This window comes from Paraburkholderia sp. BL17N1, from assembly GCF_003634175.1.
GTDB lineage: Bacteria > Pseudomonadota > Gammaproteobacteria > Burkholderiales > Burkholderiaceae > Paraburkholderia.
The window spans coordinates 692,861-712,230 of sequence record NZ_RBIW01000003.1 but is presented as its reverse complement, the minus strand read 5'-3'; the positions used below and the strand labels follow the sequence as shown (position 1 = coordinate 712,230).

Genomic DNA, 19,370 nt, shown 5'->3' with positions numbered 1-19,370 from the left:
CTCACGTCGACGCCGGGGATATCGATACCCGCAAGGCGGTTCAGCATCAGTTGGGGTGACGGCCTACGCGGCGAGCGGCCCGCCTCGGCTGCGAGGGCGCGAATATTATTCGCCCCCCGCAGCGCTATCAGCCTCACTATTTCCTTGCCGGCCGCGAAAGTCAGATTGTCACCCGGGAAAAGCGTTTTCACCTCAGTCGGCAACGCCTTCTCAATGGTGATTGCCTCGCTAAGCCGGGATTGCGGTATGCCCATATGTGCCGCCGCGACGCCTTTGCTCGGGAATTTGCCTCTTAGGTAATACGCTGCAATGGCGAGCGGCCCGTTCAATCCCGGAGGAGCCGCTCGTGAGCTTACTTCGCCGCCCGATCGCAAGGCACGCAAAATATCCCTTGCGTCCATTCCAGTTGTGTCAATCTCTGCGGCGCTTGCGGCGAGCAGGCTTTCTCCACGCTGACTTGCCAGTCTTAGGAGAGCGCGCGCGTTACCACTGCTCAAGCCGGCTTTGTCGAACAGTCCTGTAAGCACCCTGGGCAAACGCGAGACGGCCAGAGCCTCGCCAATCCTCGGTGGCGCCAGGTTTGTCTCGAACAATCTGGACAGCTTGGCTGCTGCCTGACGATATGTGTTCCATTGCGTTCCCACGCCGGCCTTATAAATCGCTGCTAGCCTCAATGCATCGTCGACGACTTTTTCCGTCATTGAAACTTCTCAATAAATCGCTTGGAAGAAAAGCATATTCAGCAACCCACCGTTGAACGTTTCCACTTGGAAACCGAAAGGTGCACCGTACGGTTGCTTTAAAACCCGGCCAATCGTTTCCGCGTCTGCAACTGCTACTGCGCCGTTGCACCGCGCGTTATCCGCTGCACCTCACGAGCTTTTTAACCATGGTTAATTTTTTGCTCGCCTCGCCCGCGCAACTGACTGTTTTTAAATAGGAAAAAAGCAGCTATCTTGTTCCAGGAATGTAAATTTGTAAAAAAATTCGGAACAGACCAAAACGATACACCGCAGCACGCTCAGCGGAACGCCGAAAGGGTGCCGATTTCGATTCTCTTTCCGGCGGAGGTCCATAACCATGGTTAAAGTTTTCGAAGGCCAGTGAGGCTTACAGTGAACTCTCGTGACCACAAAGGCGCTCAAATCTCTGTGCCTTTTGCATCAAAACCCTTGTTAGAAATTGTTTCAATGGTACCCATTCATCAAGGGTTGCCATGCGCATTTTCAGGAACAAGCGGCAGGCCGCGCTATCCACGGCCCCCGGCATGTATGCCGAGGAAGATCCATCGAAAGTCATTTTCGAGACGAGCACGCGGCTGAAGGTTGAAAGCAACCGCTGGATGCTCATTGCCTTTGCCTCTGCGGCGGTCGCAGCCGGTGCGGTCTGGACACGGCAGCCGCCGCCTTCGGTCACGCGCGTGGTGGGTGTCTCGGCCGACGTGAGCGGTCACCCGGTCGTGACGGAACTCGTCGCCTACAAGCCGGACTCCCAGGCGCTGCGCACGAGCATGCGCGACATGGCGGTGCGCTGGTTCACGATCGAGCCAGTGCTGACCGACAGCCTGCAGACGTCGCGCATGTCGTCGAACATCAATTCGGTAAAGGCCCAGATGATCGGTGCCGCAACCGACCAGTTCAAGAGCTGGCTGCGCGACGACGCCCCTTTCCAGCAGATCACCGCGAATCCCACGCTGATCCGCGAAGTGAACGTGCGCAACATCGCGCTGCTTGAAGATCAGACAGTTCTCGTTGAGTTCACAACGACGACCTCGCAGGCGGGCGCGACCGGCAAGCCCGACGCGAAGTCCTATGCGCTGACGCTTCGCTACCAGATCGTGGCGCCAACCGCCGACGCGGCACTCACCGCAAATCCCTTCGGCATTTACATTCCGTTCTTCCGCCTTGAGCGGACCGGTGGAGCTTGACCAGGATGACCTCCCGATATCACCGTCCGACGCTCGGCGTTCTCGTTCTGGTTGCTGCGACGGCATTGCAAATGACGGCGGCGAATGCCAAAAAACCTGCTGACGCAAACTCGTTCAACGCAGCGATGATTGCGGGGGACCCGATGAGTCCCGTCAATCCGTTCAATGGTGGCGCGGACCCGCTAACGATGCCTGGTGACGCAAGGATCGGCGTGTTTCCGTACAGCCGCGACCAGATCTTTCGCGTGCTCACTGCACCGCTGAAACTGACGACCATCGAGCTGGAACCCGGCGAGAAGCTGATTGCCGACCCCGCTATGGGCGACAGTGTCCAGTGGGAGATTGATGACGACAAGATGAACCACGTCTTCATTAAGCCGCATAAGGCGGACCTGGTGAACACGCTGCACCTGACGACGAACCGCCGCGAATACGACTTCACGCTAATCGCGTCGCCGGCCGGTGGCTTTTTCTATCAGACCGTGCGCTTCCAGTAATCCATGAAGACAACTGGCAACAGTGCTGCGGGCAGGCCGTGGTCCGCCCGCGGCGGACAATTGGAGCGCACAGTTCTCACGGGACGCCCAACGATTCTCGTCGTCCCATGAGTACCCGGTCGGTCAGAGGACGACGACCATCTTTCCGCCGGCTTCGTTGGCTTCCATCACGCGATGCGCTTCGCGGATTTCATCGAAACCGAACACACGGGTCGGCTTTGCCTTGAGGCGGCCGGCCGCGGCGTCTTCGGCGATCTTGTCAAGCGGAACGTCTGACACCGGAAAACCGGGCGTGCCGAATACGAAGCTAGCGAAGAACGTCAGATAGACGCCGCTCGGCATTTGCATCAGCGGGTTGAAATCGGCGATCGGAGCGAGGCCGCCGAGCCAGCCCGCAAGGCAGGCCCGGCCGCCGCGCCGCAACATGGCGAGCGAATCGAGGATCGTGCTGTTGCCGACGAGGTCGAGCACCGCGTCGATGTGCTTTGCCTCGGCGATGCGCTTCGACAGATCGGGGCCTTCGATTTCGACGCGCGAGGCACCGAGACCCTCGAGCATCGCAAAGCGCGCCGGATTGCGCGTGGTCGCGATGACCTTTGCGCCGGCGTTCACAGCGAGGTTGACTGCGGCCTGTCCGAACGACGACGTCGCACCGCGGATGACCAACGTTTGCCCTTTTTCGATCTCGAGATTGCGGAACAGGCACGTCCACGCGGTCGCATATGTTTCCGGAATCGCCGCGAGCTCGGCCCACGGCAGGTCAGCCTCGATCAATGCAACGTTGGACGCGGGCGCCCGCGTGTATTGCGCGTAGCTGCCGTTAATGGTTCGTCCGAGGCCGCCCATCAACGCGGCGACTTTCGCGCCGACCGGAAATTCCCCGCCAGGACACGACTTCACTACGCCCACGCATTCGATGCCGCTGACTTTGGCAGCTTCGGCCCATTCGCCGCGCCGCATATGTACCTCCGCGTGGTTGAGGCCGAATGCCTTGATTTCGATGACCACATGACCTTCCAGTGGCTCGGGTTCTGGCAGTTCCGTATAGACGAGGCTATCAAGGCCGCCGAACTTATCGAGCACGATTGCACGCATGACTCTTCTCCTGAAGATGAATGACACGGTTGACAAACTGACTTGGGGACCCGGGTCAGCGAGTAAGGAAATCCGAAATGGCCGAGGCGATCTCCGCGGCGTGCGTTTCCAGCGCGAAGTGGCCGGTATCGAAAAAGCGGACTACGGTGCCCGGTATGTCGCGCTTGAATGCCTCCGCGCCCGCAGGGAGAAAGAACGGATCGTTCTTGCCCCACACGGCGAGGAAGGGAGGCTTATGGGTGCGGAAATACTCCTGAAACGCTGGGTACAGTCCGACGTTGCTTCGATAGTCACCGAATAGATCGAGCTGAATTTCGTCCGCGCCCGGCCGGCCCAGATAGAAGTCGTCGAGTGCGTAGCCGTCCGGCGACACGAGCGTCGTATCGGGCACGCCATGCGTGTATTGCCACACGGTCGTTTCGAGCGTGAGCAGCGCTCGAAGCGCCTCACGATTGGCGTGCGAAGGATCCGTCCAATACGCGCGGATCGGATTCCACCCTTCGCTCAGCCCTTCTTCGTAAGCGTTGCCGTTCTGCGATGATCGCGGTGATCCGTTCAGGATGCTTGCGCGCGAGCCGGAAGCCCGTCGGCGCACCGTAATCGAACACGTAGACCGCGAAGCGATCAAAACCGATCACCTCGGTGAAGCGGTCGATGACGTTGGCGATGTTGTCGAACGTGTACGCAAAATCGTCCCGACTTGGCATGTCTGACTGTCCGAAGCCGGGCAGATCCGGAGCAACGATGTGGAAGCGGTCGGCGAGCCTCGGAATCAGGTCGCGGAACATGTGGCTCGAGCTCGGAAAGCCGTGCAGGAGCAGGAGTTTCGGGGCACCCGACCGACCGGCTTCGCGATAGAAGACCTTGAAGCCGTCGACGTCGGCATTGCGATAAGCGATAGCGGGCATGATTTCCCTCCACAAATAAAGAAGGTTAGTACAGAGGTTGGACGGTGGTGCGCGACTGTCGGCATGACAGATCGCTGACGCATGCAGATCGGCGAACTTCTAAGTAACCGCCATAATTCTGTTTTGAAGGTTACATAAGAGATGCGTAACTTGTCAAGCGCGTTTTTAGTGGTTACAATGTGAGCATTGTCACTGCACATTCGTCACAAGAAAGATGGACTACCGTCAGATTCCCGCGATATTCGTGGCCGATGCACCGGGCCTCGATTTCCTGAACTCGCTTGCAACGCCGGTGGATGATGAAGTCGACTGGATCAGCGATGGGGAAGGCTTGCTGACCTGGCTGGAACAGGCCGGACTTGTGCCTCGCGCCGTGCTCGCGGCGATGCGGTCGCGGTCGACGCCGGCCGAACTCGACGCCGTCGCGGCGCAGGCGCGCGCGCTGCGCGAGTGGTTCAGGGGATTTGTTCAGAAGAGGAAGGGACGGCCGCTGGTCGCCAGGGACTTGCGTGAGCTGCAGCCCCTGAATCAACTGCTCGAGCGGGACGAACGATATGGAGACGTCGTCGCGGATGGCACGAACGGCGTGACGACGTTTGAATTTCGCGAGAATCGACGCTGGCAATCACCGGAGTCGTTACTGATGCCCATCGCCGAGGCGTTGGCGAAATTCGTGTGTGACGAGGACTTCACGCACGTGAAGGCATGCGAAGGTCCGCGATGCACGTTGCTGTTTGCCGATCACACACGGGGCCATGCGCGGCGGTGGTGCAGCATGGCGATCTGCGGCAACCGCGCGAAGGTTGCGGCTCACAGGAAGCGACTCAAGGAGCAGGAAGGCAGCTGACGTGCCGCCACACTTGGACGGTGCTCAGACGTCGATCACCACGTGATCCTGCGGCCGAGAGCAGCAGATAAGGACATTTCCCTCTGCCGGTGGATCGAGCGGATCAGGTTGGTAGATGACGGACCCAGAGATCAATCCGCTCTCGCAGTTGTGACAGACGCCGGTGCGGCACGACCAGCGGACGGGCACGTCACACGCCTCGGCCAGCTCCAGAATGCTCTGATAGGCCGAGGCCTTCCAATGTGCAGTGATGCCGCTGCGCGCGAACGATACCAGTGGACCCGTGTTGGCATCGTCTTTGGGGAGATGCGGAGCGCGCGTCGGGGTACCGACGATACCAGGAGTCATCGACTCGCCGCCGTTGAAGATTTCGACGTGAATCCGCTTCGGCGCTATGCCCGCGACTGCGAGCACTACTTTCATATCCGACATGAAGCGAGTCGGCCCACAGAGGTAGACATCCGCCTCCCGCGGGATGCCGACCTCGTCCAGGGCCGCTCGCGACAGGTGACCGGCAGCGTCGAAATCCTCACTCATCCGGTCGTGTGGGCTCGGCCTGCTGTAACAGACATAGCTGCGGCCGTCCGTGAGCGCGTGCACGAGGCGGCGCACTTCGGCGGCGAACGGATGGTGCCCCCCATCGTGAGCCCCATAGAGTCATAAGACCGGCCGCGTCGCACGGGCCGCCGCCAGCGCGTGCAGCATGGCCAGAACAGGCGTCGCCCCGATTCCCGCGCTGAGCAACACCACCGGTCCATCTCCGGGTTGCAGAATGAAGCTTCCGCGCGGCGCGCTGAAGTCGAGAACATCGCCCACCCGGACATGCGCCCGCAGCCAGGTTCCAGCCGCGCCCGCCTCGATCTTCACGCTGATTCGGTAGCGCTCCGTCGAGAGGGCACCCGAGAGCGAATAGCTGCGTAAAAGTGGCGGGCCACCGGCGGTCCGTTGAAGACTCCCACCTTTACGATGTCTTCACCGGCGCCTACCTCGCCTTCCTGCAGGACGCGGAAGCAGAACCCCGGCCGTCCGCTAGATGTCAACAATGCCGGCATCCGCTGCTCGTTCATCCGCATGCCGACGCGGTAGCAGGTAACCCCAGGTTGAGTGACCTCGAACAGTGCGCTGCCGATCTGATAACGGTCGCCGACGCACACGGCAGAGTCAGGCATTCCTTCGATCGTGAAGTTAGCCGAACTGTCCGTAGACGAAGTCGTTCCTTTTCAGTTGCTCTTGCCAATGACCATACGATTCGATCTGGTAGACGAAGACGGCTCGCTGCTCACCCCCGTGCCCCGCCAGATCGCCTTGACCGTCCCCGTCAAGATTCAACCGGCCAGCCCGGCAGCGGCCACTTACCGGGCTCTTCCAGATCCCCGTGTGCACGGTGCGACCTTTCTACTCGATGTCGCGCGGAAGCCCGACGTTCACCGACAGTAGTCGAGCCATGTTGCTTCTCCGTAGCCGCGCGAACGCGCCGACGTGTGGCCGCTCATGGCTGTTTGCGGGCCGGAAGCGCTTCGGCGACGGTGAGCCCGCGATCCGGGCCGTGTGCAATCACCGACTGACCCGGCTCGAGATGGAGCTGGGTGCCATCGAGATGGACGGTGACGATGTCCGGCTCGAACGACACCAGGTTGGAGATGCGCCCGACCTCAGGATAGGCGTCAGGATACGACCACGCCGCAAGACGTGCGTCACCGATGTGGTAGTAGCTGCAGATCCCTTTGTACGGGCAGAAGGTCTGGTGTTCCACGGGGACGAGGGCGGACTCATCGGTGTCGGCGCGTGGAACATACCAGCGCGGTGCGAAGCCCGACTCATAGAGGACGAGCGCCCGCGTAGTATCAGCAATGATGCGCTCACGATGGCGGACTACGAGCTTGCGGGACGTCTGGCGAATGTCGATGCGGTGGTACGTGTCAGCGGCATGGCCAAGGACCCGCTCGTCTTCTTCGTAGAAAGCGTCCATGGCCCGCCACGCAAACGCAACGCGTGCCTGCAGTTCGCTCGCGTGGGCGGGCAGGCTGGTGTGTTGCCACGCCCCTCGCGGCGCGGAGTGCTCACCCGCCCGGACGGCACACCACGATGTGGGCCCGAGATCAGGGTGCTGGGTGGTATGGTCGATGCGTTCCAGAGTATCTGGAGCGATGTCGCTCTCGGGGAAGTAGGCTACTGGATAACGGCCCGGTTCAAAGAGGAGGAGGACGTGCTCGCTATCGGCGATCCATGTCTCACCGAAGCGCACGCGCATTCGCCGCCGCAATGGCTCGACGTACAGCAGTCTCTTGGGCAGAGATTCAGGCACGAGAAATCGGCCGATTGCTCCCGGTGAGAGCGGACCTTGTTGCCAGGACAGTCCCATTGCTGCTCCCCCCTTCAACGCCGACCTGCCACCATCGCTCGCGCTATGGTTTTATCGGGCCGCACGGCTGCCGATTTATCTTCAAAAATGCTGCTGTGTGGCCGATAAAGCCGACGTAATATGCTGGGAATTTGACCCAATAGACGCCGATTGCGGCTCAACGTCACCAATGAGGGTAGTAAATATCCCATCGGGAAGCAATCTCATCATCGAACTTCACTTGGAACTGAAGAATCCGTCAGCACGTGGGGATCGGCGACCGACGGCGAGCGCAGCCTGTCTACTTTGATCAAGGGGTCGAAGGTCCGTTTGTCCAGTCGCAGCGGTCACCCAAATGTCCAATTGCGGACTGTGGCGAACGGCCCTTCTTGGCCGATGGACTAAACCGCTCGCGCGGTAGGGGCTACGGTCTGACGCTGGAGGTGAGGGAGAGGCCGGTCACGCGGCTTTATGTTGGCGAATGAGGCAATCCGCCTCGTTCTTCAGCAGGAGCCGAATCATGACCTCCTTACCAGCAAACGTCAGCCCATTGCGCCAGCGCATGATCGACGACATGCGCATGCGCCAGCTTGCCCCCAAGACGCAGGACATCTATCTGCACATCGTGCGTGAGTTCACCCGGTTTCTCGGGCGCTCACCTGACACGGCCACCGTCGAGGACCTGCGGCGCTACCAGCTCTATCTCGTCGACCATGGCACATCGGCCGTGTCGCTAAATCACGCGATCACCGGACTGAAGTTCTTCTTTACGGTGACGCTCGACCGGCCCGAGCTGATGGTCAGGATGCGACCCGTGCGCGTGCCCCGCGTATTGCCCGTCGTGCTCAGTCCCGACGAAGTGCGGCGGCTTATCGAGGCCGCCGGCAACCTGAAGCACCAGAGCGCGCTGTCGGTCGCGTACGGCGCGGGGCTACGCGCCAGCGAAGTGGTCGCGCTGAAGGTCGCCGACGTCGACAGCGAACGCATGACACTGCGTATCGAGCAGGGCAAGGGCCGTCGTGACCGCTACGCCATGCTCTCGCCGGTGCTGCTCGAGCGTCTGCGTGTGTGGTGGCGCGTGGCCCGTGCGCAGGGCAAGATGCCCGATGGTGGGTGGCTGTTTCCCGGGCTCGATCCGCTCGATCAGTTGAGCACGCGGCAACTGAACCGCGCCATACATGCCGCCGCCGAGGCTGCGCACATCGACAAACGTGTATCCATGCACACGCTGAGGCACAGCTTCGCGACACACCTCCTTGAACAGAAGGTAGACATCCGCGTGATCCAGGTGCTGCTCGGCCATGCCAAGCTCGAGAACACCGCGCTCTACGTCCAGGTGGCCACCGACCTGCTGCGCGAGGTCACCAGTCCGCTGGACCGTCTGCCCTCCGAGTAGGCCCGCGCGCTGTAGCGCCTCATGCTGGAGGTTGCGGACATCTTCCGCAGCCACGGGCCAGTGTGGCGAGCCAGCGCACACCTGAGCCTGGGGCAGCTGAAGGTCATGTCGGCCATCGAACGGTGCCGCACGGCGGCACTGGGCGGACATGTGCTGCGCTGTTCAGGCTGCGCAAGCTCAGAGGTGTCCTTCAACTCATGCAGGAACCGGCATTGCCCGAAGTGCCAGGCCAGCGCCGCACACCGCTGGCTGCAGGCACGCCAGGCCGATCTGCTACCCGTGGAATACTTCCACGTCGTCTTCACGCTGCCCGCGCCCATCAGTGCGATCGCCTGGTATAACAAACGAATCATCTACGGCCTGCTGCTCGACATCGCCGCCGAAACGCTGCGCACGATCGCCGCAGATTCCAGACACCTCGGCGCCCAGATCGGGGCCACGCTCGTACTGCACACCTGGGGCTCGGCACTCACCCATCATCCACATGTGCACGGCATCGTACCCGGCGGCGGACTCTCGCCTGATGGCGAGCGCTGGATCGCGTGCCGGCCCGGCTTCTTCCTGCCGGTACGAGTGCTCTCACGCCTGTTCCGCCGGCGCTTCCTCGAAGCGCTCGAAGTGGCCCACCGGCACGACCAGTTGCACTTCTTCGGCGAGTACACCGGGCTCGCTGATCCCGCCACCTTCGCCCGGTGGCTTGCGCCGCTACGCACCTGCGAATGGGTGGTCTATGCCAAGCGCCCGTTCGCCGGACCGAAGGCGGTGCTCGAGTACCTCTCACGCTACACGCACCGCGTTGCCATCTCCAACCAGCGCCTCGTCGACTTCAATGAGCACGGTGTGACGTTCCGCTGGAAGGACTACCGCGCGAAGGGGCGCACCCGCTACAAGACCATGACCCTCGAAACCGGCGAGTTCATCCGCCGCTTCCTGCTCCATGTGCTGCCCGGTGGTTTCCATCGGATCCGTCACTACGGGCTGCTCGCCAACCCGATGCGCCGCGCCAGTCTCGCCAGGATTCGCGACCTGCTGCATGTCGCACCCCAGATCAGCCCGCCACCGCACGACGCCACCGCCGAAACCCGGCCCGTCTTCATCTGCCGGCACTGCGGGGCCCCGATGATCGTCGTCGACATCCTCGCGCGCAGCGCCCCGATCCGCGCACCGCCGGTGTGCCGGGGTCAGACATGAGCACAACGGTGCCCCGATATCTGAACCGACCGTCGGCTTTGCGGCAACGCGGCCCACGAGCGGACGTTTGCGCCTGGCGCTTCACAAAGCGCCTTCCGCGTCTGCTTCACCATCATGATTGCACGACAACACCGCTTCGCTACACTGTCAGCGGCCGGCCAGCATCGTACCTGGTCGCGCTGCCCCCGACATCGCTGAGCATCCTCACTTATCAATCCCCATAGCGGCGAGCACCGACCCTATCGGACCACTCCGCGGTTTCCTCCATCGGGTTTATTCGACGCCTGCCGGCACGCGCGGAAGCATTCACATTCCTGCGGCCGATGGCAGGCATCGAATAAACCTTAACGACTACTGCCTGTCGGCAAGTGGGCACCCGAGAAAATCCGCAAAGAGCGATTTTTTTTGGCCCGACGGTGCGAGGAATGCAGGGGTTGGAGTCGGCCCTGTCAGCTAGATAAGGGACGGTTGATCGCCCTGGTCCGGGGCAGGCGCGGTCCGTGCGCGTGGCGGAAGCGGGTATGGCTCCGCCTTCAAGGCATCGGCTGGCAGCAACCGCAGGAAAGATCTGGCTTCGTCAGTGCTTCGGCACGAAAGCCAGTCGACGTGCTCGAATTGCGGAAGCACGACGACGCCGCGCTTCTCGACGCCGGGCTTGTGAAATCGCTTCATCAACGGATGCTCGTCGGCATTGACGGTCAACATGGTCATGGACAAGCCCTGCGAGCCGTCCGGGTTGTCCCACGCGCGCCATAGGCCAGCTATGGCACATGCGCTGTCGTCAGCCAGCCCGATGCGCCAGCGTACAGCCTTCCCAGTCTCATACGATGGTTCATAGAACCTGTGACACGGAATAAGGGCGAGTTGCAGCCGGTTCCACGCTCCGCTGAAGCTGCGCTTCTGACCAACGGTCTCGGCGCGCGCGTTCATCGTGTCAAAAACCTTCACCCCGGGCGGAATCCGCTCGCGTGGGACCATTCCAAAGGTTGCAGCGTCGGTCGATAGATGACCGTCGATGTGGCGGAAAATCGGGGCAGCGTAATCCTTGTAGATCTCGCGGCGGTATTCAAAAGAGGGTTTAGGAAACAGGCTGAACGCTTCGAATTCCATCTGTCCGGGCGCTTCGTAGCTGGTACACATGACCTTTTCCTCCGTCAGTCGATGGGAGCAGGAATGGGGGAGCGCTCGGGTCCTTGCAGGAAGGCGAGCAGGCGCCGCTCGGCACCTTCGTACTGATGCAGCGGGGCGGTGCGTAGCTGGGCGTCGTGGAGGGCGAGAAGCGCGGTGAACGTGGAAACGCAATCATCGTCGAGTGACCAGCCGTCCTGCCTACCGCTCTCGTGCGCCTGCATTAACGTGATTTCTCCGACACACTCAGCGGCCTTGAACAGTTCGACGGGTTTGCCGCCATACCCGGCGCACTGGAGGAACCACGCCATGTAAGTCGCCCGGGTAAGTTCGTTGACGATGCGACCATTGCCGTGGCCGCGACGCCAGCAGTCCAGTGCGACGTGATAGGACAGTGACCGCTCGCGCGCCAGTGCGGCGCTCATCGGCAACAGCTTCGTTTTGGTAAGTGGCCTGCGCGCCATCTTTTTCTCGCCTACGCGCTTCCGGCTTGACGCCATCTTGTCCATCGCTCCGTTGGATCGCCCGCCACCATTGAACGGGCTTCACGAAATGGTAACAGCATGGGGCATGGTGCCCCGGCGGACTACCGGCTATCCGCTACTGCATTCACGGGCGGCGCACTTTCAAGGGCCGCACGGGCTTTGCCCGCCATCCAGCCGGGCGCGCGTCCACGTCCACTCCAAGTGGCTCCGCTGGACGGGTCTCTGTACTTCGGCTCCTGAGCGCCGGTCTGCCTGACCTTGGGTTGACGACGGCCCGGCGCCTCCTGAAGGTCGTGCAGCGGGATATGCCACTCCTTCATCCTGGCCTGAATCTCGCGAATGGCTTCGGCCTTTTCCTTGGCGAGCGCAATGCCGATTTCGCGGTCTAGCGTCGCGAGCTCGGTCTTGAGCTTAAGGTAAGTCGACATGTAATTCTCCTATGCTTTCGTGTGCAGGCGATGCTGGGCCTGAGCCGCATCGAGGCTATCGAAGTTGCCCCGGTGTTCGCGACCCTCCCACAGCATGAAGCGCGATACGCCAGCGACGACGTATCGCCCGATGGTCCAGCCGCTAGGGTGCGACCAGCCATAGGGCGAATCCTGCTTCCATTCGGTCTGTGAGGCTACATCAGACATGGGGTGTCTCGTGGACTGAGCGCGTTGACTGGCTAATTCATCCGCGAGTCGCGAGAGCGCGCTCGATCTTCTTGTCAGTCTTGTACTGGCTCAATGCATAGACCGACCAGATCGCGGCCGGAATCCAGCCGATCAGCGTAAATTGCAGCAGCAGGCAGATGATTCCTGCAAAGGGACGTCCGATCGTGAAAAACTGAAGCCATGGGAAAACGATGGCAAGCAACAAACGCATAATGATCCTTTTTGGTTGAGAGTCGTCAAGAAAGCCGCCAGCGAGTGGCTGGCGATTGTGGCGGGTTTTCGCCGCAATCTGGCTATGAAAGGTCGCGCGTCAACTCACCGCACTGCGCTTTCGTCATCGCGCATGCAACGGAAATAGCGGGGGTCATCTTTCTCAAGACGTTCCAGTTTCCCTGTGGCGGCAAGCACGGCCTGCAACGGCACCTGATGCATTATCCGGTCGTACTCGTTGACGATCGCTATGAGGGCGTCGCTCAATGCGGCGGGCACAGTCCATTGCTCCCGGTCCTGGCCTCCTTCGAGCAGATGTACGACCTGCCGGCCGGTTTCGCGGATCATGTCCAACGGCAAGGCCCCGCGCCCTTCGGCCGTCAGCATTTCCGTTAGCAGCACCACCGACTGCAGGTTAAGCAGCGCTGTCTCGTCGTTGTGACCGGAGCGGATCGCTTCAAGGCCAACGCGGATATGCAGAACGATCCGGTCTGCCTCTGCGCGTGCGAGCGGTGACGTTAGTAGCCGTTTCTTTGTGGCCTGCTCCGCGCTTGCATTGGCCAGCTTTCTGCGTTTCTTTGATACAGGCATTGATGTCTTGCGTGGAATTGCTAGATGCTGTTTTCGCATGTGCCCGCTGCGGGAACCGGCGAGGCGAGCGTTGCGATAAGCGTATAGCCCGGGTACTGCCGGCGCGTGGTTTGCGAAAAAACTGAGACCGCTGCTTCGCTGTCGTCCGCCGTGACGATGCCGTGAACCGGCTTGATAACGTCCGATGTGCCGTCTCGCCGCAATACACCGGAGACGATGAAGCGCGTCGGCTGATGAACTTTCCAACCGATGTGTGCGCCTCGTTCGGTTGCTACGCCGGGTGCGGATGCTGAAAGGCCGGTAACGGCAATGGCGAGCGCGGGTATGAGCGCCTTGAGAGCGGCGACCTTCCCACGTAAGGCTGCGCTCAGCGGAAATTCCGATTTTTCAGAGTGTGGTGCCATAAATTCCTCAGTGAGTCCGGTTGATTTTATGGCTCACGAGCATTGTCAAGTGCTGGCGCGTTGCGCGAGTCACGCATAAAGACCCGGTGCATAATGGGCGCGGTGGGTCGATACGGCTTCGAGATTTTAAATACATCGGTCGGCCGAAAGGATTGCAGCTTTCTCTTTAACGGCGCGATGTCGAGAAACTTGAAAGCGCGCCAGGTATCTTTCAGTCCGGCCGCCCGTTAGCGGGTGGTGGGCTTCGGTACAGAACGTGCTGTGCGACTATTGCCGGATGTCGGCCAGCGCACCTGCGCTTTCCAATCAACCGCCCGGGATCTCAGGAGACACGATGACGCGCGAACGATTTGTCAGCCAGCTTGGAATGATGCTCCGCGATGTGCCGGCTGGCACTGCAGCGGACCTTAGCGACTGTATGGTCGCGTACTGGGACGGGGACGCGGTCGTGTTTGCCTTCCTGTGTGAGCGCGGGACTGGAGCTATCGACGAAGAGTTCGACATAGACGACTACGTGTGGGAGGAATGGAAGCCAACGTTTGAAAACTGGCTTTCTGCTCCCGCGTTCAGCGGCCGTCCCGAACTTATCGAGTGGCTCAGAGACGCGCCACCGCGCGAGGCGGGCGTGTGACATGGGGCGCTGGAGCCGCGCGCCCTCCGCACGTGTTCAGCCATCGTCGACCCGGGGGGAAGCGGGGATGCCGTCCCTGATCGAGCCTCAACTGGCGACCCTAGCAGACCGTCTGCCAAAGGGCGGCGACTGGTCCTACGAAATCAAGTTCGACGGCTATCGGGTGATAGCCCGCATTGCGCGGGGGGCAACGCAAATCTTCACGCGTAATGGCCACGACTGGACATCGCGCATGCCGCGGCTGGCCGAGGCGTGCAACGAACTGCACGTCGACGATGCGTGGTTGGACGGCGAAGCGGTCGTGCTTGATTCCAGCGGGCGCCCCGACTTCAACGCGTTGCAAAACGCGTTTGACCGGCGCAGCACCGCTGAAATCGTCATGTTCGTGTTCGACATCCTCTGGCTGAACGGGACGGATCTCCGCGAGCAGCCGTTGCGATCGCGAAGGGCGCTTCTGCGTGAACTGTTGGAAGGAGCGACGTCCGACGCGATCCGCTTTTCGGAAGACTTTCCGCAGGACCCTGTGTCTCTTGTCGCCTCCGCATGCAAGATGAAGCTCGAAGGCATCATCGGCAAGCGCGCGGATGCGCCTTATCGCTCAGGCCGCTCGACGGACTGGATCAAACTAAAATGCCAGGCCAGACAGGAGTTCGTTGTCGGCGGCTTCACCCGCGCGAAAGGGGCGCGGGCGGGCGTGCATTCGCTGCTGTTGGGCGTGCATGAAAAGGACGGCTCTTTGCGCTATGCGGGCCGAGTAAGACCTTACTTTTCCTCCCGCTCGGCGTCCGACTTTCTCGCGCGGGCCGAATCCCTGCGCTGCAAAGAAACAGCCTTTTACAATCCACCGCAGCCAGAAAAAGAACGGGATCATCTATGGCTTAGCCCGTCGATCGTCGCTGAGTGCTCCTTCCTCGAATGGACGCCGGGCGGCGAAGTGCGTCACCCCGTCTTTCATGCGGTCCGTGACGACAAGGCGGCGTCATCGGTTACGGAAGAACCTATGGTTGCCGTGGAGTACGACGAGCCAGTGGAAGGCGACGCCGGCTCTACACGGGAAGTGTCCGGCCCGAGGGGCGCGGTGAAAATCGAGGGCATCCGGATTACCAACGCGCAGCGCGTGCTTGACGGGGTCACCGGTCACACCAAGAAGGAGCTGGCGGAGTATTACGCAGCGATCTCCGAGTGGGCCTTGCCGCATCTGCATAACCGTCCGCTCGCCCTTGTGCGCGCGCCCGACGGAATCAACGGCGAACTGTTTTTCCAGAAGCACAGCGAGAAAGCCCGTATCCCCGGCGTGATCGCACTACCCCCCGAATTACACCCGCGGCACCCTCCGTTACTGGTCGCCGGCAGCGAAGCGGCGCTGATCGGATTGGCACAACTTAATGTCATTGAGATCCACACCTGGAACGCCGTCGCGCCGGATCTCGACCACCCCGATCGCATCATCTTCGATCTCGATCCGGACCCGGCGCTGCCGTGGACAGCGATGCTTGAAGCGGCCGAACTTCTGAAGGTCGTGCTTGACGAGATCGGCCTGCGCTCGTTTCCAAAGACGAGCGGGGGGAAAGGCTTTCACGTCGTTGTGCCGTTGACTCGCCGTCAGGGCTGGAGCGAAACAAAGGCCTTCGCTCACGCGGTGGCGCGCCACATGGCGCGGGTCGTCCCGCAGCGTTTTTCCGCAGTGCTCGGGCCTAAGAACCGCGTCGGCAAGATATTTATCGACTATCTGCGCAACAGTCGCGGCGCAAGCACCGTTGCGGCGTTTTCCGTCCGCGCCAGGCCAGGGATGGGCGTATCGATGCCTGTGTCTTGGGACGAACTGAAAGAGGCGAGCCGCGGCGACGAGTGGACGATGAAAAGAGCGGTCGCGCGCCAGCGGTCGCTCAAAGCGGACCCGAGGCTGGGCTACTGGCAGACGCGACAAGGCATCACTGCCGCCATGCGACGCGCCGTCGAGATGGACTGAAGGTGCTGCCAGGTGAGGGCGGCGGCAGAGCTCCGAGCCGTAAAGATCGATGTCTTTTAGTTGCCCTTTCGGCGTAGGAAAACGCGGGAAACAGAACTGATGGATACTGCCAATAACGCTTGGGATCGGCCTGTACGATTCAATGCTGAAGGCCAAGACTGAAGGTTGAACGGATAACGCCGCGAAAGGCATTTTGGAGAGCCAGAGTGAAAGCGTTCCCTATGTTCAGTACAACCGTGCTACTTGCCGCCTGCGCGACGGCGACAGAAACGTATGGCCCAGATGGACGGCCGGCATACTCCTTGAATTGCTCTGGGTCGGCGCTGTCCTGGGGCGAGTGCGAAGCCAAAGCGGGCAATATTTGCGGCACGCGTGGGTACACCTTCGTGTCGCGCAGCGGCGACCAGAATTCTACCGTTGGCGCGGGTGCTGGCGGTCTTTTTGGATCAACCGCCAATAGCCGCTCGATGACCATTCAGTGCAAGAGCTAGGCAAAGCCGCGAGCGCGGCGCAACTGCACAAGAGGGACGAAGAATGATTATCAGGATCGAAGTTTCGGACGCGGACCTTGAAGCGATGGAATGTGACTCGCTCGATGAATTCGAGGAACAGATTCGCAACCAACTCGATAACGGCGTTGTGACAAGCGACGGCGGCGCTGGAGCCGACTGGATGGCTGAGTACGATCTCGAAGTTATCAAGGTCGATTGAGTCGGTGGAAAACCAGATGATGAGAACGCGGGGCGCCGTGGGAACGACTCATTCGCCGGGGTGGCATAGCGGCAGGGGAGCCTTACCCATTGGAGCGCCGCCATGCGCTCAGGTGACGGATAACGGCTCGCGTGTCCCCTTGCCGCTCATGCAACTCGGTGAGGTGGCGCAACGCTTCCTCGTTTGCCGGGTTGATGTCGAGGCAGCGGGCGTATGCCTGCATGGCTTCCTCGTACCGCGTGAGCTTCTCAAGAAGCAAAGCATGCTCGAAGGCTGCCTGGTCGTTTTTCTCATTGATTTCAACGCAGCGCAGATAGCTGGCGGCCGCATCTTCGAGCCGGCCCATTTCTTCAAGCACCACCGCGCGGTTGGCGTGCAACAGTTCAGCGTCCGCGAAGTGTTGTAGCGCCTCATCGAACACCTCCAGCGCGTGCTCGCAGCGGCTGCAATCGCCGGCGAGCAAAGCGCCCAGATTGTTGTACGCGTGGACATCCGGCTCCGGTGACAGTTCGATCGCCTTGCGATACGCAGCCTCCGCCCCGACGGCATCCGTTGCTTGCAGTTGCTCCGCGAGCGAATACCAGTCTTCCGCCTGTTTTCTCCGTGCGCTCTGGCTGGTTGGCGCGCTGTCCAGAAAGGTAACGTCGCCTTGGACGTCCGCAACCTCGAAGTCCAGCAGGAGTTGTCCCGATACAGCATCCCACTGTGCCGCACCCGCCGTGACGGCCACCGCGTCTCCGACTGCTGTAATGCGCACGCCGGACAGGGGCGCCACGTCGGGTAGTTGGTCCTTGATTCGTGAAAGCGCCTGCAGGACGCGACGGGGAGGTATCCGCGATCCGCGAAGCTTCAGCGCCGTGCGAAGCAGGACGACGTCCCTGAAAGTGAAGCGCAGATCGTTACGCGCGCCACGTGACGGCTGCACGAACCCGGCATCGATGAGAATCTGCAGGGCGCGGCGGGAGACGCCCAGAAGCGACTGCACCTCCCGGAGCGAGAAAGTATGCACGGCGGACCGGCGCGTCACCGTCGGGCCCGTGCCTTGGCGGGCGCTGCAGCTGCAGCTGGAGCCTCGGCCTTCTCAGCACGCTTGACGGTCTTGCGCGGCTTGGCGGGGAGTTCCGCGACGGGCGCCGCTGGCCGCGCACGCGAAGGCGCGGGGGTGCGTTTCGCGTTTCTTGCCAGACTGGCGCGCAATGCTTCCATCAGGTCGATCACCTGGCCGCTGTCCGTCGCCGTCTCTTCCTGCGGCGTCACGATCTGCTTGCCGGCAATCTTCGCGTCGATGGCTTCGAGAACGCGCTTCTTCTCCTTGTCCTCGTACTGGCCCGGCTCGTAGCTATCGGCTTCGCCCTGCTCAATGATCTTCAGCGCAAGCTGCAATTCGTTTTCCGTGACAGGCAATCGGCCAAACTGAGTCATTCAGGTAAAACCGGCGAGCGTCGGTTCTCCGCCAGACTTCAGTCCGAAGAACGGCATATAAACAACCCCGCAGAAGTATGCGCTTCACTCATTGAACGGTCTCGCGCCTGCGAGCGGCTAGGAGTATCTTTACGGTAAGCGAGCCACGTGTTTCTCCTGGTGGCGCGCGACTGCCCTCCGGGCAGGTTCGACGCGTTGAAGTCCTCGTCGATGAAGAGTACACAACTGGCCGTTGGTGCGGCCAAGCGGACAAAGGAGACAAGCATGAGTACATGCAACGAACCTCATCACGCCAACCATCAACATCAGCATGGCCCAGGCTGCGGACACACCGCAATTAAGCATGGCGACCACGTAGACTACCTGCACGATGGTCATTTGCACCATCCGCATGGCGATCATGTAGACGAACACAAGGTCGAGGTCAGTGCGGTAAATCCGGACCAATGTACATCAGATTGCGGTGGCCATGAATCGGGTCATGTCCATGGCCCAGGCTGCGGACACGAGCCAGTACCGCATGGCGATCATGTCGATTACCTGGTCAACGGCCACCTGCATCATCCGCACGGCGATCATTGCGATGACCATGGCCCCGTCGAGATTTCATGAAAGCACGACGCAGGACCGCAGGCTTAAACATCAAGAATAGCCGGGCTGCCGGGAATCCCAAGGTTCCGAAGTTCAGTCGCGATGCCCTTGCGGCGATCCTTCTCTGGAGCTGCGTGATGGTCTCGCTCGCGTGGGCAGTTTTCCTTGTTCTAACTTACGGGCGCTGATGCCCATGCGCAAAGCCCGTTGACCTTGGAAAGCACTCGGTAGCCCGGATCGAGGTAGACGACGCTCCAGGGATGGCGAAACAGTCAAAAGTGTTACAAGCGACCGCGCATGTCGCTTGCGGGCCAGTGGCAGGCATGGAAAGACGACATGGATGGCCGCTTTCAGGCGGCGGATTCAACCG

The 19,370-nt window shown here is 61.2% G+C and carries 22 protein-coding genes and 3 pseudogenes; 8 read left to right on the top strand and 17 right to left on the bottom strand.

Annotated elements, in window-relative coordinates:
• Nucleotides 1-701, bottom strand: a 701-nt coding sequence (locus B0G82_RS39285) for a hypothetical protein (RefSeq protein WP_147439670.1), incomplete at its 3' end; no start/stop codon positions are given.
• Between the two features lie 515 nt (nucleotides 702-1,216).
• Between B0G82_RS39285 and B0G82_RS39280 the strand changes: the two genes are divergently transcribed.
• Both B0G82_RS39280 and B0G82_RS39275 read left to right on the top strand, forming a co-directional pair.
• Nucleotides 1,217-1,927: a type IV secretion system protein gene (locus B0G82_RS39280; protein ID WP_121311524.1), complete on the top strand. Its 711-nt coding sequence runs from the start codon at nucleotides 1,217-1,219 to the stop codon at nucleotides 1,925-1,927.
• 125 nt (nucleotides 1,928-2,052) lie between these two features.
• Nucleotides 2,053-2,418 (top strand): annotated as a pseudogene (locus B0G82_RS39275) (TrbG/VirB9 family P-type conjugative transfer protein); the annotation flags it as partial.
• 129 nt (nucleotides 2,419-2,547) lie between these two features.
• Here B0G82_RS39275 and B0G82_RS39270 read toward each other — a convergent pair.
• Both B0G82_RS39270 and B0G82_RS41310 read right to left on the bottom strand, forming a co-directional pair.
• The gene (locus B0G82_RS39270; protein ID WP_121311523.1) at nucleotides 2,548-3,519 is read right to left on the bottom strand and encodes a zinc-binding alcohol dehydrogenase family protein; all 972 of its coding nucleotides are present in this window, start codon (nucleotides 3,517-3,519) and stop codon (nucleotides 2,548-2,550) included.
• Between the two features lie 55 nt (nucleotides 3,520-3,574).
• Nucleotides 3,575-4,307 (bottom strand): annotated as a pseudogene (locus B0G82_RS41310) (alpha/beta hydrolase).
• 334 nt (nucleotides 4,308-4,641) lie between these two features.
• Between B0G82_RS41310 and B0G82_RS39260 the strand changes: the two are divergent.
• Nucleotides 4,642-5,274, top strand: a complete 633-nt coding sequence (locus tag B0G82_RS39260) for an ABATE domain-containing protein (protein WP_121311522.1) — start codon at nucleotides 4,642-4,644, stop codon at nucleotides 5,272-5,274.
• Nucleotides 5,275-5,298: 24 nt separating this feature from the next.
• Here B0G82_RS39260 and B0G82_RS41020 read toward each other — a convergent pair whose 3' ends face one another.
• The 4 genes and pseudogenes from B0G82_RS41020 to B0G82_RS39250 form a co-directional block, all read right to left on the bottom strand.
• Nucleotides 5,299-5,811 carry a 2Fe-2S iron-sulfur cluster-binding protein gene (locus B0G82_RS41020; RefSeq protein ID WP_241975151.1) on the bottom strand — a complete coding sequence of 171 codons (513 nt, stop codon included), beginning with the start codon at nucleotides 5,809-5,811 and terminating at the stop codon, nucleotides 5,299-5,301.
• Between the two features lie 120 nt (nucleotides 5,812-5,931).
• Complete coding sequence (locus B0G82_RS41015; protein WP_241975150.1) at nucleotides 5,932-6,141, bottom strand: hypothetical protein; 210 nt, start codon at nucleotides 6,139-6,141, stop codon at nucleotides 5,932-5,934.
• Nucleotides 6,138-6,657: pseudogene (locus B0G82_RS41305) on the bottom strand (MOSC domain-containing protein). The gene B0G82_RS41015 and the pseudogene B0G82_RS41305 overlap by 4 nt, the downstream one beginning before the upstream one ends.
• A 106-nt stretch (nucleotides 6,658-6,763) precedes the next feature.
• Nucleotides 6,764-7,636: a DUF427 domain-containing protein gene (locus B0G82_RS39250; protein WP_121311521.1), complete on the bottom strand. Its 873-nt coding sequence runs from the start codon at nucleotides 7,634-7,636 to the stop codon at nucleotides 6,764-6,766.
• A gap of 499 nt (nucleotides 7,637-8,135) precedes the next feature.
• On the opposite strand from B0G82_RS39250, the gene B0G82_RS39245 reads away from it, so the two are divergent.
• Entirely contained in the window at nucleotides 8,136-9,011 is an 876-nt protein-coding gene (locus tag B0G82_RS39245; protein WP_121311520.1) for a site-specific integrase, read from the top strand.
• Nucleotides 9,012-9,032: 21 nt separating this feature from the next.
• Nucleotides 9,033-10,202 (top strand): IS91 family transposase, encoded by a 1,170-nt coding sequence (locus B0G82_RS39240; protein WP_121311519.1) that lies wholly within the window; start codon nucleotides 9,033-9,035, stop codon nucleotides 10,200-10,202.
• 453 nt (nucleotides 10,203-10,655) lie between these two features.
• Here the strand turns inward: B0G82_RS39240 and B0G82_RS39235 are convergent, their stop codons facing one another.
• From B0G82_RS39235 to B0G82_RS39205, 7 genes are all read right to left on the bottom strand, one after another.
• The gene (locus B0G82_RS39235) at nucleotides 10,656-11,342 is read right to left on the bottom strand and encodes an SOS response-associated peptidase family protein (RefSeq protein WP_121311518.1); all 687 of its coding nucleotides are present in this window, start codon (nucleotides 11,340-11,342) and stop codon (nucleotides 10,656-10,658) included.
• A 14-nt stretch (nucleotides 11,343-11,356) separates the two neighbouring features.
• On the bottom strand, nucleotides 11,357-11,839 hold the full coding sequence (locus tag B0G82_RS39230; protein ID WP_241975148.1) for a hypothetical protein: 483 nt from the start codon (nucleotides 11,837-11,839) through the stop codon (nucleotides 11,357-11,359).
• A gap of 77 nt (nucleotides 11,840-11,916) precedes the next feature.
• A complete protein-coding gene (locus tag B0G82_RS39225; RefSeq protein ID WP_121311517.1) occupies nucleotides 11,917-12,243 on the bottom strand; it encodes an H-NS histone family protein in 327 nt (108 codons plus the stop codon).
• 9 nt (nucleotides 12,244-12,252) lie between these two features.
• On the bottom strand, nucleotides 12,253-12,450 hold the full coding sequence (locus B0G82_RS39220) for a hypothetical protein (RefSeq protein WP_121311516.1): 198 nt from the start codon (nucleotides 12,448-12,450) through the stop codon (nucleotides 12,253-12,255).
• Between the two features lie 37 nt (nucleotides 12,451-12,487).
• A complete protein-coding gene (locus B0G82_RS39215; RefSeq protein ID WP_090812874.1) occupies nucleotides 12,488-12,682 on the bottom strand; it encodes a YqaE/Pmp3 family membrane protein in 195 nt (64 codons plus the stop codon).
• Between the two features lie 104 nt (nucleotides 12,683-12,786).
• On the bottom strand, nucleotides 12,787-13,311 hold the full coding sequence (locus tag B0G82_RS39210) for a hypothetical protein (RefSeq protein WP_147439669.1): 525 nt from the start codon (nucleotides 13,309-13,311) through the stop codon (nucleotides 12,787-12,789).
• Nucleotides 13,293-13,676: a hypothetical protein gene (locus B0G82_RS39205; protein ID WP_241975147.1), complete on the bottom strand. Its 384-nt coding sequence runs from the start codon at nucleotides 13,674-13,676 to the stop codon at nucleotides 13,293-13,295. The genes B0G82_RS39210 and B0G82_RS39205 overlap by 19 nt, the downstream gene beginning before the upstream one ends.
• Nucleotides 13,677-14,010: 334 nt before the next feature.
• On the opposite strand from B0G82_RS39205, the gene B0G82_RS39200 reads away from it, so the two are divergent.
• From B0G82_RS39200 to B0G82_RS39935, 3 genes are all read left to right on the top strand, one after another.
• The gene (locus B0G82_RS39200) at nucleotides 14,011-14,307 is read left to right on the top strand and encodes a hypothetical protein (RefSeq protein ID WP_121311514.1); all 297 of its coding nucleotides are present in this window, start codon (nucleotides 14,011-14,013) and stop codon (nucleotides 14,305-14,307) included.
• A gap of 1 nt (nucleotide 14,308) precedes the next feature.
• Nucleotides 14,309-16,276, top strand: coding sequence for a DNA ligase D (gene ligD / locus B0G82_RS39195; RefSeq protein ID WP_121311513.1), 1,968 nt, complete (start codon nucleotides 14,309-14,311; stop codon nucleotides 16,274-16,276).
• 534 nt (nucleotides 16,277-16,810) lie between these two features.
• On the top strand, nucleotides 16,811-16,987 hold the full coding sequence (locus B0G82_RS39935) for a hypothetical protein (RefSeq protein ID WP_158608242.1): 177 nt from the start codon (nucleotides 16,811-16,813) through the stop codon (nucleotides 16,985-16,987).
• A gap of 82 nt (nucleotides 16,988-17,069) precedes the next feature.
• On the opposite strand, the gene B0G82_RS39190 is transcribed toward B0G82_RS39935, so the two are convergent.
• The 3 genes from B0G82_RS39190 to B0G82_RS40280 form a co-directional block, all read right to left on the bottom strand.
• Nucleotides 17,070-17,996 carry a MerR family transcriptional regulator gene (locus tag B0G82_RS39190; RefSeq protein ID WP_241975146.1) on the bottom strand — a complete coding sequence of 309 codons (927 nt, stop codon included), beginning with the start codon at nucleotides 17,994-17,996 and terminating at the stop codon, nucleotides 17,070-17,072.
• 14 nt (nucleotides 17,997-18,010) lie between these two features.
• Nucleotides 18,011-18,370, bottom strand: a complete 360-nt coding sequence (locus tag B0G82_RS39185) for a hypothetical protein (protein WP_147439667.1) — start codon at nucleotides 18,368-18,370, stop codon at nucleotides 18,011-18,013.
• A gap of 492 nt (nucleotides 18,371-18,862) precedes the next feature.
• Complete coding sequence (locus B0G82_RS40280; protein WP_179841296.1) at nucleotides 18,863-19,000, bottom strand: hypothetical protein; 138 nt, start codon at nucleotides 18,998-19,000, stop codon at nucleotides 18,863-18,865.
• Between the last annotated feature and the right edge of the window lie 370 nt (nucleotides 19,001-19,370).